The 15150-nt window shown below is 68.7% G+C and carries 11 protein-coding genes; 8 read left to right on the forward strand and 3 right to left on the reverse strand.

The annotated features are described in order from the left end of the window. The first annotated feature begins 11 nt into the window (after window positions 1-11). The 3 genes from AC3IPM_RS17030 to AC3IPM_RS17040 are packed head-to-tail and all read left to right on the forward strand — an operon-like array spanning window position 12 to window position 4757. Complete coding sequence (locus AC3IPM_RS17030; protein ID WP_489301429.1) at window positions 12-890, forward strand: alpha/beta fold hydrolase; 879 nt, start codon at window positions 12-14, stop codon at window positions 888-890. Next, complete coding sequence (locus AC3IPM_RS17035; RefSeq protein ID WP_489301430.1) at window positions 887-1372, forward strand: MaoC/PaaZ C-terminal domain-containing protein; 486 nt, start codon at window positions 887-889, stop codon at window positions 1370-1372. The genes AC3IPM_RS17030 and AC3IPM_RS17035 overlap by 4 nt, the downstream gene beginning before the upstream one ends. A 46-nt stretch (window positions 1373-1418) precedes the next feature. After that, window positions 1419-4757: a hybrid sensor histidine kinase/response regulator gene (locus AC3IPM_RS17040; protein ID WP_489301431.1), complete on the forward strand. Its 3339-nt coding sequence runs from the start codon at window positions 1419-1421 to the stop codon at window positions 4755-4757. A gap of 7 nt (window positions 4758-4764) precedes the next feature. On the opposite strand, the gene AC3IPM_RS17045 is transcribed toward AC3IPM_RS17040, so the two are convergent. After that, window positions 4765-5439, reverse strand: a complete 675-nt coding sequence (locus AC3IPM_RS17045; RefSeq protein ID WP_489301432.1) for a response regulator transcription factor — start codon at window positions 5437-5439, stop codon at window positions 4765-4767. Window positions 5440-5527: 88 nt separating this feature from the next. Between AC3IPM_RS17045 and AC3IPM_RS17050 the strand changes: the two genes are divergently transcribed. Together AC3IPM_RS17050 and AC3IPM_RS17055 are read left to right on the forward strand one after the other, a co-directional pair. Next, entirely contained in the window at window positions 5528-7372 is a 1845-nt protein-coding gene (locus AC3IPM_RS17050; protein WP_489301433.1) for a 3-hydroxybutyrate oligomer hydrolase family protein, read from the forward strand. Between the two features lie 24 nt (window positions 7373-7396). Next, window positions 7397-9058 (forward strand): fatty acid--CoA ligase, encoded by a 1662-nt coding sequence (locus AC3IPM_RS17055; protein ID WP_489301434.1) that lies wholly within the window; start codon window positions 7397-7399, stop codon window positions 9056-9058. On the opposite strand, the gene AC3IPM_RS17060 is transcribed toward AC3IPM_RS17055, so the two are convergent. After that, window positions 9055-9837: a LytR/AlgR family response regulator transcription factor gene (locus AC3IPM_RS17060; RefSeq protein ID WP_489301435.1), complete on the reverse strand. Its 783-nt coding sequence runs from the start codon at window positions 9835-9837 to the stop codon at window positions 9055-9057. The genes AC3IPM_RS17055 and AC3IPM_RS17060 overlap by 4 nt on opposite strands. Then, the gene (locus tag AC3IPM_RS17065) at window positions 9834-10958 is read right to left on the reverse strand and encodes a sensor histidine kinase (RefSeq protein ID WP_489301436.1); all 1125 of its coding nucleotides are present in this window, start codon (window positions 10956-10958) and stop codon (window positions 9834-9836) included. The genes AC3IPM_RS17060 and AC3IPM_RS17065 overlap by 4 nt, the downstream gene beginning before the upstream one ends. A gap of 176 nt (window positions 10959-11134) precedes the next feature. Here AC3IPM_RS17065 and AC3IPM_RS17070 point away from each other — a divergent pair, with 176 nt between their 5' ends. From AC3IPM_RS17070 to AC3IPM_RS17080, 3 genes are all read left to right on the forward strand, one after another. Then, on the forward strand, window positions 11135-11668 hold the full coding sequence (locus tag AC3IPM_RS17070) for an RNA polymerase sigma factor (protein ID WP_489301437.1): 534 nt from the start codon (window positions 11135-11137) through the stop codon (window positions 11666-11668). Further along, window positions 11665-12528, forward strand: coding sequence for a FecR family protein (locus AC3IPM_RS17075; RefSeq protein ID WP_489301438.1), 864 nt, complete (start codon window positions 11665-11667; stop codon window positions 12526-12528). Before AC3IPM_RS17070 ends, AC3IPM_RS17075 begins: the two co-directional genes overlap by 4 nt. A gap of 68 nt (window positions 12529-12596) precedes the next feature. Further along, window positions 12597-15017 (forward strand): TonB-dependent receptor, encoded by a 2421-nt coding sequence (locus tag AC3IPM_RS17080; RefSeq protein WP_489301439.1) that lies wholly within the window; start codon window positions 12597-12599, stop codon window positions 15015-15017. Window positions 15018-15150 lie beyond the last annotated feature (133 nt).

Raw genomic sequence — 15150 nt, forward strand, 5'->3', positions numbered from 1 at the left:
GAAGCACCGGCATGACGCAGTCTTACGATGATCTGTACTGGACCAGCAGCGATGGCCTGCGCCTGCACGCGCGCGACCATGCGCCCGACGCGGGGCAATCGCCCCGCGGCACGGTGGTCTGCATCCCGGGATTGACCCGCAATGGTGCCGACTTCGATGCCCTTGCCGGAACGCTGACCGCCGCCGGTTGGCGCGTGCTTGCCGTTGACCTGCGCGGGCGTGCAGGTTCCGCGCGGGCACCGGACCCGTCCGGTTACAACCCGCGCGCGTATGCCGATGACATGGTGGCGCTGCTGCGCTCGCAGGACATCGACAAAGCGGTGTTCATCGGCACCTCGCTGGGCGTGCTGGTCACCATCACCCTGGCCTCCCGCGCGCCCGGGCTGATCGCCGCGGCGGTGCTCAACGATGCCGGCCCCAAGGTGCCGCGCGAAGCCTTGGCGCGGATCGGCAAGTATGCCGGCAAGCCCGTGCCACCGATGGATCTGACCCAGGCCACGGCCTATGTGGAATCCATCGGCAAGGCTGCGTTTCCGCGCTTCACCACCGAGGACTGGCGGGCAATGGCCTCGCGCACGTTCCGCCAGCGCGACGATGGGCTGCTGGAGCTGGACTACGACCCCGCCGTCATCCGCACCACGCGGCCGTGGGTGTTGTGGCTGCTGCGTCCGGTGCTGTGGCGTGCAGTGCGTGCGTTGACGGCTCGCGTGCCGGTGCTGGTGGTTCGCGGGGCGTTGTCGGACATCCTGCCTGCCGATGTCGCACGGCAGATGGCCGCGACGTCGACCAATGCCCGTCTGGTCGAAGTGCCGGACGTAGGCCACGCGCCGAGCTTGTCCGAACACGAGGCGCGTGACGCCATCCTGGCCTTGCTGGAGGGCGTGCGATGAGCACTGCCGCCACGATCACCGAGCTGCCGGCCGCCCTGCAGGCCCTGCGGCAATGGGCGGAACGCGAGCGGCTGGGCGGCGGCACGCACCTCGCGCAGTCGCGCATCGATGCCTTCGCGGACGCCACCGGTGACCACAACTGGATCCATGTCGATCCGGCCCGGGCGCAGGCCGGGTTGCCCGGTGGGCACACCATCGCGCACGGTTTCCTGCTGCTCTCGCTCACCGTTGAAGATGATGTGGCCGCCCTGACCGGTTTCCCCGGCATCGCCCACGTATTGAACTACGGCTTGAACAAGGTCCGATTCCTGGCGCCGGTGCCCAGCGGTTCCGAGGTGCGGGTGCGCTCGCGCCTGGTGTCACTGGAAGCGCGCACCCCCGGGCAATGGCTGCTCACCCAGCACAAAGCCGTGGAAGTGGTGCCCGGTGGCGAGGTGGTGCTGGTCGCCGAACAGCTCTCGCTGATCGTGATCGCCGGCTAACGCCGGCCGGCTGCCCGCCGCCGGCGGTTCTCTCTACACTGGAGCGATGTTGACGCCCTCCATCGTCCTGTTCGCCTGCATCGCGTGGACCGTGCTGCTGTTCGGCGTCGCCCTGTGGGGGGAGCGTCAGGGGCACCGGCTTGCCAACGTGTGGCCAGCCATCTACGCGCTGTCACTGGGCGTGCACTGCACGGCCTGGACGTACTACGGGGCCGCCTCGCAGGGCGTGCAGTGGGGCTTCCCGATGCCGCCGACACTGATCGGCATGGCGCTGATCTTCGCCTTCGGCCTGCCGTTCCTGGCGCGGCTTGGGCGACTGGCCAAACAGCACAACAGCGCCACCATCGCCGATCTGGTGGTCGCCCGGCTGCATGCCGACCAAGGGCTGGGCATCACCATCACCCTGGTCGCCCTGTTCGGCATCATTCCCTACATCGCGCTGCAGCTCAAAGCGGTCAGCCAGGGACTTGGCGTCCTGCTTGGTGATCAATTCGCGCCGGTGGGCTGGCAGCTTGACGTGTCGTTCTGGTTTGCACTGACCATGGCGGCGTTCACCCTGCTGTTCGGTGCGCGCAAGGCCTCGGCCACCGAGCACAACCGCGGCATCGTGGTCGCGCTGGGGCTGGAATCGCTGTTGAAACTGGCCGCGCTGCTCGCCATCGGCCTGTATGCCGGGTTCTCGGTGCACCAGGCGGGCACGCCCCTGCTTGAGAAAATGGCGCACCTGCCGCCGCCGGCCGTCATCCCGGATTTCCTCACCATGGTGGCGCTCGGTGCGATGGCCGCGTTCACCCTGCCGCATCAGTTCCATGTGGGCGTGGTCGAACTACGCCAGCCCTCGGACCTGAAGACGGCGCGCTGGCTGTTCCCGCTGTATCTGTTGTTGATCGGGTTGCCGTCGGTGCCGATGGCGCTGTCCGGTGCTGCGCAGCTGCCGTCGTCGGTGACCCCCGACCTGTATGTGCTGGCCTTGCCGCAGGAACGCGGCCACCACGTGCTGGCGTTGCTGGCCTACCTGGGCAGCCTGAGCGCTGCCACCGGCATGATGATCCTGTCCGGGCTGACCCTGTCGATCATGCTCGGCAACCACGGCGTGGGCTCACGCCTGCTGAGCGGCGTCACGGGTTTCAACACCGGCGCCGATCTGCGCCCGCGCGTGCTGGCCTTCCGTCGCGCCGGCATTCTTGCCGTGTTCCTGATGTCGTGGCTGTACAGCCGCGCGATGAGCGGCACCGAGGCGCTCAGCGATTTCGGCCTGATGTCGTTCACCGCGCTCTCGCAGTTGGCGCCGGCGGTTCTGCTGGCGGTGTATCGCCCGCGCACGCCCTCACCGGCCATCATCGCCGGCATCGTGCTCGGCTCACTGGTCTGGCTGTGGCTGGTGTTGCTGCCGATGGTGATCCCGGCTCCGCCACCGTCGGCCAGCGCCGATGGTCTGCATTGGCTGGCAATGTTCTCGCTGCGCGTGCAACCGGGCCATATCGCCATCAGCATGGGCGCCAGCCTGGCGGTCAACCTGGTGACCGTGCTGCTGGTGTCGCGCGCGGTGCGCCCGTCGATCCCGCTGCGGCGGGACGCGGTGGCGGCGGCGTCGCTGCGCAAGACGGCCGGTCGTTTCCTCGGACCTGATCGCGCACGGCAACTGATGGACGGGCACGCCGGGCAGATGTTGGATGACGACCGGGTCACCGCCATCGAACGCGAACTGACCGCCGTGGTCGGTGCGGGTATGGCGCGGCTGCTGGTGGAGGCGGCACGCGATGGCGGTGCTGCGCCGCTGGACGCGGTCACCCGCGCCGTTGGCGAAGCCACCCAGGTGCTGCGCTTCAACCAGCGCCTGCTCGAAGCCGCACTGGAGAACATGAGCCAGGGCATCAGCGTGGTCGATGCCCAATTGCAGCTGGTGGCCTGGAACAGCCGCTATGCCGCGCTGTTCAAATTCCCCCCGGAGCTGCTGCAGGTGGGGCAGCCGGTGGTCAACCTCACGGCGTGGGCCGTGGGGCAACTGAAGATCGGCGATGTTCCCGGCGACACCCCGGGCAAGGCATTGCTGCGCCGCGTTGCGCACATGCGGCGTGGCACCCCGCATCTATCCGAGCGGATATTCCCGGACAACACCATCGTCGAAATTCGTGGCAACCCGATGCCGGGGGGCGGCTACGTGGCCACCTTCACCGATGTCACCGCCTTCCGCCGGGCCGAGGACGCACTCAAGCGCAGCAACGAAACCCTGGAGCGCCGCGTACAGGACCGTACCGCCCGGCTGGAACAGGCCGTGCACGAAGCCGAACGCGCCAACGTGGCGAAAACCCGCTTCCTGACGGCGGTCGGCCACGATCTGATCCAGCCCCTGCATGCGGCGCAGCTGCTCACAGATGCCATGTCGCAGCACATCGAATCAGCGTTCCTGGACAGCTTCCTGCGCCAGATCCGGGGCGCGCTGGACTCCACCGATGACCTGCTGTCGGGCCTGCTGGATATCTCGCGGCTGGAAGCCGGCGGACTGGTCGCCGATCCGCGCCCCTTCGCGCTGTCCAACGTGCTGGATCCGCTGGCACAGGAGTTCGCCGTGCTGGCCGCCGCGCGCGGCCTGCAGTTCCGCTATGTGCGGACCCGCGCCTGGGTGCACAGCGACCCGTTGCTGCTGCGCCGCGTGCTGCAGAACTTCCTGGCCAATGCCATCCGTTACACCCGCCAAGGCGGCGTACTGCTGGGCGTGCGCCGCCATGGCCACACGCTGTCGATCGGGGTACATGACAGTGGCCCCGGCATCGCACCGGAGCAGCAGGCGGTGGTGTTCGAGGAATTCCACCGCGGCGATCGCAGCAATGGCCAGGGCCTGGGCCTTGGCCTGACCATCGCACACCGGATTGCCGACCTGCTGCATGCACCACTGCACCTGCATAGCGTGCTCGATCGCGGCTCGGCCTTCTCCATTACCGTGGCGCGGGCAGCGCCGCCTGCGGCCCTGCGCACGGAACCATCCGGTGGCGGCAACAGCACCATCAAGGGCATCCGCGTGCTGGTGGTGGATAACGATCCGGACGCGCTGGAGGCGATGCGGCAGATGCTGCTTGCCTGGGGTTGCGAGGTCATCGCGGTGCGCGACGCCGCCAGCGCGATGGGGTGCTCTGCACACGAGGCGGCGCTGTGGTTGTTCGACTACCACCTGGACGATGGCGATACCGGTGTGGCGCTGTGGAAACGCCTGGTCGCCGTGCATGGGCCGCGGCCAACGGTGATGCTCAGCGCCGATACCGGCGCCGACACGCGCGAGGCGGTGCGCGGGGCGGGTCTATCGCTGCTCAACAAACCGTTCAAGCCGCTGGCGCTGCGCTGGGCGATCAACCATCTGCTGACAACGCCCGCCACGGCAGCGCCCTGACCGAGGATCAGGCGTCGTGCGACGCTTCGATCTGCCGCGATGGGTCGGTCAACCCCATTTCGTGCAGCACACGGATGGCCTGCGCGCGATTGCGTACACCCAGCCGGCCCATGATGCGGGTCATATGTGCCTTGACCGTGCGCAGCTGCACGCCCAGCCGGTCGGCGATCTGCTTGTTGAGCAGCCCTTCGGCCACCAGACTCAGCACCTTGTACTGATGCGCGGACAAGCTGGACAAGCGCGCGGCAAGGTCGGCGTCCTTGCTGAAGGGCGCCACCCGCGCCACGGGCTCGCGCAGCATCGCCGGGATCCAGCGCTCACCCTCCAACACGCTCTGCAGCGCGGACTGCAGGTCGGTCAGCCCTGAACTCTTGGGCAGATAGCCGGCAGCGCCCAGGTCGAGGGCACGGCGGATCACCTGCGGCTCTTCATTGGCCGAGACGATGATGATCGCCAGCCCCGGCTGCAAGGCACGGATGGTCGCCAACCCGGCAAGGCCGTGATTGCCCGGCATATGCAGGTCCAGCAGCATCAGGTCGATCGGCTGGCTCTCGATCGCTTCAAGCACGCTGTGCAGCGAATCGGCCTCGCTGATCTGCAGATCGGCGACCGCCTCCTCGGCCGCGCGATGCAGCGCCGCGCGGAACAGGGGGTGGTCATCAGCGATAAGCAGGGTCGGCATGTCCAGCCGAGGTTAGCAAATCGTCCGCAGCCCGGCACGGGTACCTAGGTACGCTGGCGCATCCCCGCTGGGTTGCTAGGGTGGCGCAATGAAGATCCGTCGCCCCGTGACTCTGCTGTGCGCCGCGCTGCCGCTGTTGTCAGGCTGCGCCTCCGTCGCCCACGTTGCCAAGCCCAGCGCCACCGCTGCAGCGCCTGTGTTCGAGCAGTGGCGGGAAACCCCGCATCGCGGCACCGATGACCTGCTGACCGCGGGGCTGGGAATCGACGCCCTGCGCGCGACTACCGCGCCCGCGTTCGCCCGCCCGGCCCAGCCGACGGCCGACGAGGCCCGGCGCCGCGCGATCTGGAGCAGCTGGCGCGGTATCGCCGACCTCACTCCCGGCGGTGGCTTCGGCACGGTCTACGGCAACCTGCAGGCGGTGCCCGGCCGCGAATTCTCGGCGTATGCGCGCGTCCCCGGCGCCCGCCACCCCCATCGCGTGCTGGTGCAGGTGCCCGATACCTTTGATGCCGCGCGACGCTGCCTCGTCGTCGCCGCCTCCTCCGGCTCGCGTGGCATCTATGGCGCCATTGCGGTGGCCGGCAGCTGGGGCCTGGCCCATGGCTGCGCCGTCGCCTATACCGACAAGGGCGCCGGCAGTGACTATTACGACCTCGACGCCGGAATCGGCTTCCTGGCCGACGGCACGCCCGCCAGCCAGGGGGCGCTGGCCTTCGTTCCCGTCGATGCAACCACTACCCACGGCGTCGCCTTCAAACACGCCCATTCCGGCGACAACCCGGAAGCGGAGTGGGGCCTGCACCTGCAGCAGGCGCTGCAGTTCGGCCTGCAGACACTGGACCGCGCCTACCCGGAAGCCGCTCCGTTCACGCCGGCCACGACCCGCACGTTGGGCGTGGGTGTTTCCAACGGCGGTGGCGCGGTGCTGCGCGCCGCGGAGATCGACGGCGACGGGTTCGATGCGATGGTGGCCGGCGAACCCAACGTCTCGGTCGCAGGCGCACCGCCGCTGTACGACTTCGTAACCCTGTCCGCGTTGCTGATGCCGTGCGCGCTGCTGGCCGTGGACGATCTGCCACAACCGCCCCTGCAGGCACAGGCCGCCTCGGCAGGCGCGCAGCGTTGCGCCACGCTGGCATCCGCCGGGCAGGTGCAGGGCGATGACACCGCGGCGCAGGCACAGTCGGCACGGCAGCAGCTTGCCGACGCTGGCCTGAGCGACGCTGCACTTCGCGCCGGCGCGTTCTCCACCGGGTTCGATCTATGGCGCGCCATCGCGGTGACGTATGCCTCGGCCTATGGGCGCTACGGCGCGGGCGGCCATCCTTGCGCGTACCGCTTCTCGGCCGTTGGCGCTGACGGCAAGCCCGGTCCGGCCGCCGCTGACGTGCGTGCCACCTGGTGGAGCGAAGGCAGTGGCATCCCGCCGGGCAGTGGCGTGGTGCTGGTGGACGGCAATGCAGCAACGTCGGCAGAGGATCCGCTGCACGGTCTGAACTGCCTGCGCGCACTCGGCAGGGGCGACAGCGCCGATGCCCGGCGAGTGCGTGCCGGCATCGCCGAGGCGACCGCCAAGGCACCGCGTCGCGGCCTCCCGATCGTGGTCATCCACGGCCTCGACGATGGGCTGGTGCCGATCAGCATGACCAGCGATCGCTACGTGCCACTGGCACGCAAGGCGGGTGCGCAGATCGCCTATTGGCGGGTGAACAACGCACAGCACTTCGATTCGCTGCTGGCCTTCCCGGATTACCGCAAGCGCTATGTGCCGCTGCTGCCCTACCTGTTCGCGGCGATGGACCACGTGTGGGATCACCTTGAGGATCCCACCCGTGCGCTGCCGCAGGATGCACTCATCCAGCCCACACCACGTGCGGATGCGCCGTTGCGGGCCGAGCAGCTTTCGATTCCCGCCGCTTCCGGGCGCTGACGCGCTGCCCACCAGGACAACCCGATGTCACATGCCACCGCCACAGATTCGTCCGCCACCGAGGCCCATGCCTATCCGCTGCTGATCAAGCAGTTGCTGCATACCTCACTGGCGGTGTGTCCGGATCAGGAAATCGTCTACGGCGACACCGTCCGCCTCGACTACCGCAGCTTGCAGGCGCGCATCGGCCAGTTGGCCGGGCTGCTGACCGCACTGGGGGTGAAACACGGCGATACCGTGGCGGTGATGGACTGGGACAGCAACCGCTACCTGGAGAGCTACTTCGCGGTACCGATGATCGGTGCGGTGCTGATGATGGTGAACATCCGCCTGGCCCCTGAGCAGATCGCCTATACCCTCAATCACAGCGGCGCGCGGGTGATCCTGGCCAACCGTGAGTTCCTGCCGGTGCTGGAAGGCCTCGCCGAACAGCTGCCGGATCTGCACACGCGGATCCTGCTGGATGATGCCGGTGGCGCGCTGCCGGCGGGCTTCGTCACCGAGTATGAAGCCGGCCTGGCCAAGGCCACGCCCATCCACCGCTTCCCGGACTTCGACGAGAACAGCCGTGCCACGGTGTTCTACACCACCGGCACCACGGGCCTGCCCAAAGGCGTCTACTTCAGCCATCGGCAACTGGTACTGCATTCCCTGGCGGCGATGGCGGCTCTGGGCAGCGCGCCCAGTCAGGGGCGCCTGCATCGCGACGATGTCTACATGCCGATCACGCCGATGTTCCATGTCCACGCCTGGGGCCTGCCCTATGTGGCCACGCTGATGGGCATCAAACAGGTCTACCCCGGTCGCTATCTGCCGGAGCGGCTGCTGGCGTTGATCGCCCGCGAGAAGGTGACCTTCTCGCACTGCGTGCCGACCATCCTGCATATGCTGCTCGGCCATCCCACTGCGGCGGAAACCGATCTGCGCGGCTGGAAAGTCATCATCGGCGGCGCGGCACTGCCGCGGGCACTGGCGCAGCAGGCACTGGCCCATGGCATCGACATTTTCGGCGGCTACGGCATGTCCGAGACCTGCCCCTTGCTCACCCTCGCCCAGATCGATGTCACCGCCCTGGCCGGTTCGGATGATGAGGCGCTGTCGCTGCGGACCAAGGCCGGCATTCCGGTGCCACTGGTGGATCTGCGCATCGTCGACGTGGAGATGCACGATGTCGCCCACGATGGCAGCGCCACCGGCGAAGTGGTGGTGCGCGCGCCCTGGCTCACCCAGGGCTATCTGCACGACCCGGACGCTTCGGCCGCGTTGTGGGCCGGCGGGTACCTGCATACCGGGGACATCGGCAACATCGATGCCTGCGGCTACCTGCGCGTGACCGACCGCATCAAGGATGTGATCAAGACCGGTGGCGAGTGGATCTCCTCGCTCGCGCTGGAAGACATCATCGCCCTGCATCCGGCGGTCAACGAGGTTGCCGTGATCGGCATCACCGACGCGAAATGGGGCGAGCGGCCGCTGCCCCTGGTGGTCAAGCGTGATGGCAGCGATGTGACCGAGGCCGAGATCATTGAACTGGTCGCCGCGCGCAGCCGCTCAGGCGATATCTCCCGCTACGCGATCCCGGACCGGGTCAGCTTCGTGGATGCGATAGAACGCACCAGCGTGGGCAAGATCAACAAGAAGAAGCTGCGCAGCCTGCATGATCGCAGCGCCGCCGCGGAGCGCTAGCCCTCATTGCCGCGCGTGGACACCAGCCGCAGGAAGGTCTCGTGCTGGTAGCGGCTCATGCGCAATTGCTGGCCGGTGTCCATGGTCACCACATGGTGACCGTTGAACCAGGGATGGATCGCCTGGACCCGGCGCACGTTGATGATCGCCGAGCGGTGCACGCGGGCGAAGTGGCGTGGGTCCAGCCGTGCCGCCAAGGCGGTCATGGTCTCGCGTAGCTCGTGCACGCGGCCGGCCACGTGCAGCTGCACGGTGTTGCGGCTGGCCCGGATCCACACGATGTCATCCACCGCGACGAACACCACATGCTCGTCCTCGCGCACCGGAATGCGGTCCAGGTACCCGTCGCGCTGGCGCAATGCATCCAGCGCCTGCAGGATCCGCGCCGACGCCTGCGGCGCCAGTGCTTCGGCCGCGGCCAGGCGCGCCTTGCCCCGCTGCAAGGTGGCGGCGAAACGTTCACGACTGAACGGTTTGACCAGGTAATCCACCGCGTTGGCCTCGAACGCCTTCACCGCGTACTGCTCGTAGGCGGTGACGAAGATCGTGGCCGGCATCCGCTCCGCGCCGATGGTGGCCACCACGTCCATGCCGTTGATGGCCGGCATCTGGATGTCCAGGAACACCAGGTCCGGCGACTGGTTGCGGATCGCCGCCACCGCCGAGACCCCATCGCCGCATTCGCCCAGCAGCTCGATGTCCGGATCGTCGCGCAGCAACCGCACGATCGCGTGCCGCGCGATCGGCTCGTCATCCACCACCAGCACGCCGATGCTCATGCCACGGCCCGCGCCGGGTCGAACTCCGGCGCCTCGTCGGGCCCTTCCAGGTCGCGGAACGGCACCCGGATGCGGCAGGACACGCCTTCGGGCAGGATCATGTCCAGGCGTACATCGGCCGCCTCGCCATACAGTTCCTTCAGGCGCAGGCGGGTGTTGGACATGCCGATGCCATAGCCGGCGCGCTCACCCGGTGCCGCGCTCAGGGTGCTGTTGCGGTTGCGCACTTCGATGCACAGCGCATCGCCCTCGCGCCTGCTCTCGATCTCGATGGTATCGGCGCCCACGCGCTGGCCGATGCCATGGCGGATCGCATTCTCCACGATCGGCTGCAGGATCAGGCTCGGCACCGCACAGTCCAGCGTTTCCGGCGCGATGTAGATACGCGTGGTCAGGCGGTCCTTGAAGCGGGTGCGCTGGATGCCCAGGTACAGCTCGATCAGCTCCAGCTCCTGGCGCAGGGTGATCTCCTGCCCGTCGTAGTCTTCCAGGAACGCGCGCAGCAGTTCGCTCAGGCGCAGCAGCATGTCCTCGGCCGAGACCTTGTCCTCGTCGAGCAGGGTGATGATGGCGTGCAGCGTGTTGAACAGGAAATGCGGCTGCAGCTGCGACTTGAGCGCCAGCAAGCGCGATTGCGCCAGCTCGGTGGCCAGCTGGCTGGCCTCCAGCTCGCGCCGCGCCTTCTCGGCGTGGAAATGGATGGCCTGCTGGGTGGCGAACAGCAGCCAGTAGGTCAGCAGGCCGATGGCGAAATGCTGCTCCAGGAAATAGCCCAGCTGTTCACCGAAACCGCTGGGCTCGAACAGCGTGGACACCAGCGCGCCGATCACCATCGCCGCGAAGGTCATGCACAAGCTGGCCACCACTTGCCTGCCCAGCCCGTGGAAGCGCAGCGTGCCGCCTACCGGGTAGCGTTCGGCCAGGCGGAACACGGCCGGGGCCAGGGCCGCCCAGGTGTACCACTGGATCATCGACCAGCGCAGCAGGGTCCACAGCGGCCAGTCGCTGCGCGGCAGGCCGCCGTTGAGCGTGTTCTGCAGGGCGAACACCACCGCCACCACCGTCCACAGGGCCACATAGCGGAACAGGCCGATCTCGGTGCTGCCAAGGCGGATCTTCATTGCGGGCATCCAGGCGCCCGGACCGGGCTGGGCTCATCTTAGGCGGGTGCAACGGGGCCGAGAAGCGCGGTGATCAGCGCGCTACGTCTGGTCACGGCCGGGCGACGATTGGTCCCGAAAGAGCCGCAAACAATAATCATTTACAATTTGGACTCTTGCGCCCTTGCCGTCCCCGGATGACCCCGCCCCCGCCCGCCCCGGAGCCCTCCGCCCCGCTGCTGTCCTCGCTGCTCCGTCATTACGAAGAGCTGGTGGACTACGTGCGTCGCCGGTTTGCCGCGCCCGGCCTGGCCCGCGAAGTGGTCCACGACGTCTGCCTGCGCCTGCTCGAACGCCCGTCGCCGCGTGAGGTCCGCGAGCCGATCGCGCTGCTGCGGCGGATTGCCCGGGACACGGCGGTGGACCGCTGCCGCGCCGAAGCGCTGCGCCAGCACTGGGTGGAACCGCGTGCGGTGTTGCCCGAGCCGGCCTGCCCGGTTCCCGGCCACGCGCAGCGGCTGGACGGCGAGCAGGACCTTGCGCGCCTGGTCGCCAGCATCGAAGCAATGCCACGGCGGCGGCGCCAGGTGTTCATCCTGCACAAGATCCATGAGCTGCCGCAGTCCGACGTGGCACGCCGCATGGGCATCGGGCTGAAGGCCGTGGAGCGCCACCTGCGCCTGGCCATGGCCGCCTGCCGCCACGATCTGGACCGGGACAGCGCGCGATGAGCCCCCGCCCCGAGCCGCCCACCTCCGCATGCGCCGCCCCACGCGAGCGCAGCGCCGGCGTTCGCCCCGACCCCCTGCTGGCGCGCCATCGCGACGTACTCAAGCAGCGTTTCCCGCTGCCCGACGCCGACGCACTGCGCCCGGCGCGTACCGCGCGCACGGTCGCCACCGCGTTGGCGCTGGTGGGCGTGCTGCTGGGTGGCCTCTACCTGGGCGATCCGGGCTGGCAGCAGGCCGACTATCACACCGGCAGCGGTGGCCGCCGCAGCATCACCCTGAGCGATGGCAGCCGGCTCACCCTGGATGCCTCCAGCCAGGTCCGCGTGCATACCCATCTGCGTTCGCGGCGGGTGGAACTGCTGGCCGGCCGCGCGCGTTTCGAGGTCACCCACTCGCGCTGGCGCGTGTTCCAGGTCGATGCCGGGCCGGTGCAGGTGCGCAACTACGGCACCGTGTTCGACGTCGCCCGCCAGGGCACGTCCAGCGCGGTTGCGTTGTGGCAGGGCCAGGTGGGCGTGACGGTGGCGGGCGTGGACGGCGAGCGCCGGCTGCGTCCGGGCCAGCAGCTGCTGGCCGGGCCCGGCCAGCTGCCCGTCCCGCGCGCGACCACGGCCGGCCAGGCTACATGGACGCAGGGCCAACTCAGCTTCGTGCGCGCGCCCTTGGACGAGGTCGTGCGCGAACTGCAGCGCTATCACCGTGGCCGCATCGTGCTGGCCGATCCCGGCCTGGCCGCGTTGCAGGTCTCGGGCGTGTTCGACAGCGCGCGCAGCGACGCGGTGCTGGCCCTGCTGCCGGACATCCTGCCGGTGCAGGTGCTGCCCCAGAACGACGGCAGCGTCCGCATCCACGCCCGCTAGACCGATCACGAGGGTGGGTTGGCGCCCGCCTCATCCGGCAACTGCTGGAACCCCCTGTAGGAATCCGCATGACCCGTTCCGCTCCGCGCAGTGCCCTGCGCCACGCAACGCCCACCCTGCTGGCCCTGGCCCTGTGCGCGGCCAGCCCAGCCTGGGCACAGACCGCAGCCGCCCCGGTCGAGATCCACCTCGGCGCCGGCCCGCTGGACCAGTCCCTCAACAGCCTGGCCCGGCAGACCGGCCTGCAGTTGCTGTTCGCCGCCGACGTCACCGCCGGCCGCCAGGCGCCCGCCCTCGACGGCAGCTACCGCCCGCAGCAGGCGCTGCAACGGCTGCTGGCCGGCCAGGGCCTGGAGGTGGACGAGCGCAGCCCCGGCATCTTCGTGATCCGCAAGGCCAGCACCGCGCGCGCACCGACACCGGCACCGGCCAGTGCCGCCGCACCGGCCGCCCCCACCACCTCGCTGGGCCGGGTCACCGTATCGGCCTCCACCGCGCGCCAGCCGCAGGGCGAGACCGCGATGCCGAACACCATCACGGTGATCACCCGCGAGGACATCGAACAGCAGATGGCGCTGGGCTCGGACGTTTCGCGGCTGCTGTCGGCCCAGGTGCCGGCCTTCGCCCCGGCCCGCGAAAAGATGTCCAACTACGGCGAGACCATGCGCGGCCGCGGCATCCTGTACATGGTCGACGGCATCCCGCAGTCCACCCCGCTGCGCGATGGCTCGCGCGATTCGCACACCATCGACCCGGCCATGATCGAGCGCATCGAGATCATCCACGGCGCCAACGCGCTGCAGGGTATCGGTGGCACCGGCGGCATCGTCAACATCATCACCAAGGGCGCCCCGACCGAACCCAACAGCGTGATGTTCGAAAGCAACCTGTCCACCGCGATGGCCAGCCCCGGCCAAAGCGATGACGACAGCCAGCGCGCCTCGGCCCTGATCGGCGTGCGCGCCAACCAGTTCGACCTGGTCGCCGGCCTGGCCTACGAGCGGCAGGGCCTGTACTACGACGGCAAGGGCCGCTCGATCGGTACTACCGCGCAGGGCGAGCTGATGGACTCCACCACCTCCAACGTGTTCGCCAAGGTGGGCTGGAACTTCGACAACGGCCATCGCCTGCAGGTCATGGCCAACCGCTTCGAGCTGCGCGGGCTGGACACCTACATGGCGCTCAACGGCGATTACCTCACCGGCCGCCCGACCATCGCCGTGCCCGGCGACACGCCGCTGGAGCCGCCGATGAACCGCTCCAGTTCGCTGACCGTGGATTACACCGCACCGGGGCTGTTCGGCGGCACCTTCCAGGCGCAGGCCTTCGCGGTCGATTTCGAAGGCCGCTACGGCGCCAGCCAGTGGGACCCGTGGGGCAATACCGGCGCCAACGCCGCCTGGGACCAGACCCAGAACGAATCGGACAAGCGCGGCTTCAAGCTCACCCAGTCCTGGCGCCGCATCGGCGACACCGCGCTGGACATCACCCTGGGTCTGGACGGCCTGCGCGACCAGACCCGCCAGGTACTCCTGGCCAGCGGCCTGAGCTGGGTGCCCGAGACCACCTACCAGAGCATCTCGCCGTTGCTGCAGGCGCATTGGTGGCCGAGTTCGCAGGTGATGCTGTCGGCCGGCCTGCGCTATGAAAAGGGCGAGCTGAAGGTGGACGACTACGCCACCCTGCCCCGCTACGGCGCGCGCCAGGTGGCCGGCGGCAAGCCGAAGATGAGCGAGACCCTGCCCAACTTCGGCGCGGTCTGGTACATCAACGACCGCCTCAATGCCTACGCCTCGTACTCGGAAGGCTACACCGTGGCCGACGTCGGCCGTGTGCTGCGCGCGATCAGCATCGATGGCCAGCGCGTGGACAAACTGGTGGACCTGTCGCCGGTGGTGTCGGACAACCGCGAGATCGGCCTGGAGTACGACGACGGTCGTTTCAGCGGCGACATCGCCTACTACATCTCCAAGTCCGAGCACGGCTCCATCCTGGTCTACGACCGCGGCATCGATGCCTACAACGTGCAGCGCCAGGCCACCCAGGTGGAAGGCATCGAGAGCAACCTCGCCGTGCGCCTGGGCGAGAGCCGCCTGGGCCTGGGCTACGCGCGGGCCAACGGCCGCTTCGATGGCGACCTCGATGGCCGCCTGGACAGCGACCTCGCCGGCGTCAACATCGCACCGAACCGGATGACCGCGTTCTGGGAACAGCGCTGGACGCCGGCGTTCAGCACCCGCCTGCAGGGCAGCCATGCGTTCGACCGCGACTTCAGCGCGCGCGGCCGCGAAGTCGCCCGCTTCGAGGGCTACACCACGTTCGACCTCGTCGCACGCTACGCGCTGGACAACCACGTGTTCACGCTGGGCGTGCAGAACCTGGCCAACAAGCAGTACATCAGCTACTACGCGCAGACCACCCCCTCCAACGCGAACTACTTCGCCGGCCGTGGACGCGTGCTGAAACTGAGCTGGCAGTACCGCTACTGAAACCGTTGAGGGACGCGCACCGGGGCCCCGCCCCCGGTGCGCCGACCACACCGGGCTACGGTTGGACCTGTCGCAGCGACGATTGGTCCCACCCTCGTTGCCCGGCCCGCAGCGCTCCGGTTGGATGCACGCA

The organism is Stenotrophomonas sp. GL_111, from assembly GCF_057835245.1.

Bases quoted from the DNA above. Each gene is read 5' to 3' on its own strand.
- AC3IPM_RS17030 (WP_489301429.1), top strand. From the start codon at position 12: ATGACGCAGTCTTACGATGATCTGTACTGGACCAGCAGCGATGGCCTG.
- AC3IPM_RS17035 (WP_489301430.1), top strand. From the start codon at position 887: ATGAGCACTGCCGCCACGATCACCGAGCTGCCGGCCGCCCTGCAGGCC.
- AC3IPM_RS17040 (WP_489301431.1), top strand. From the start codon at position 1,419: ATGTTGACGCCCTCCATCGTCCTGTTCGCCTGCATCGCGTGGACCGTG.
- AC3IPM_RS17045 (WP_489301432.1), bottom strand. From the start codon at position 5,439: ATGCCGACCCTGCTTATCGCTGATGACCACCCCCTGTTCCGCGCGGCG.
- AC3IPM_RS17050 (WP_489301433.1), top strand. From the start codon at position 5,528: ATGAAGATCCGTCGCCCCGTGACTCTGCTGTGCGCCGCGCTGCCGCTG.
- AC3IPM_RS17055 (WP_489301434.1), top strand. From the start codon at position 7,397: ATGTCACATGCCACCGCCACAGATTCGTCCGCCACCGAGGCCCATGCC.
- AC3IPM_RS17060 (WP_489301435.1), bottom strand. From the start codon at position 9,837: ATGAGCATCGGCGTGCTGGTGGTGGATGACGAGCCGATCGCGCGGCAC.
- AC3IPM_RS17065 (WP_489301436.1), bottom strand. From the start codon at position 10,958: ATGAAGATCCGCCTTGGCAGCACCGAGATCGGCCTGTTCCGCTATGTG.
- AC3IPM_RS17070 (WP_489301437.1), top strand. From the start codon at position 11,135: ATGACCCCGCCCCCGCCCGCCCCGGAGCCCTCCGCCCCGCTGCTGTCC.
- AC3IPM_RS17075 (WP_489301438.1), top strand. From the start codon at position 11,665: ATGAGCCCCCGCCCCGAGCCGCCCACCTCCGCATGCGCCGCCCCACGC.
- AC3IPM_RS17080 (WP_489301439.1), top strand. From the start codon at position 12,597: ATGACCCGTTCCGCTCCGCGCAGTGCCCTGCGCCACGCAACGCCCACC.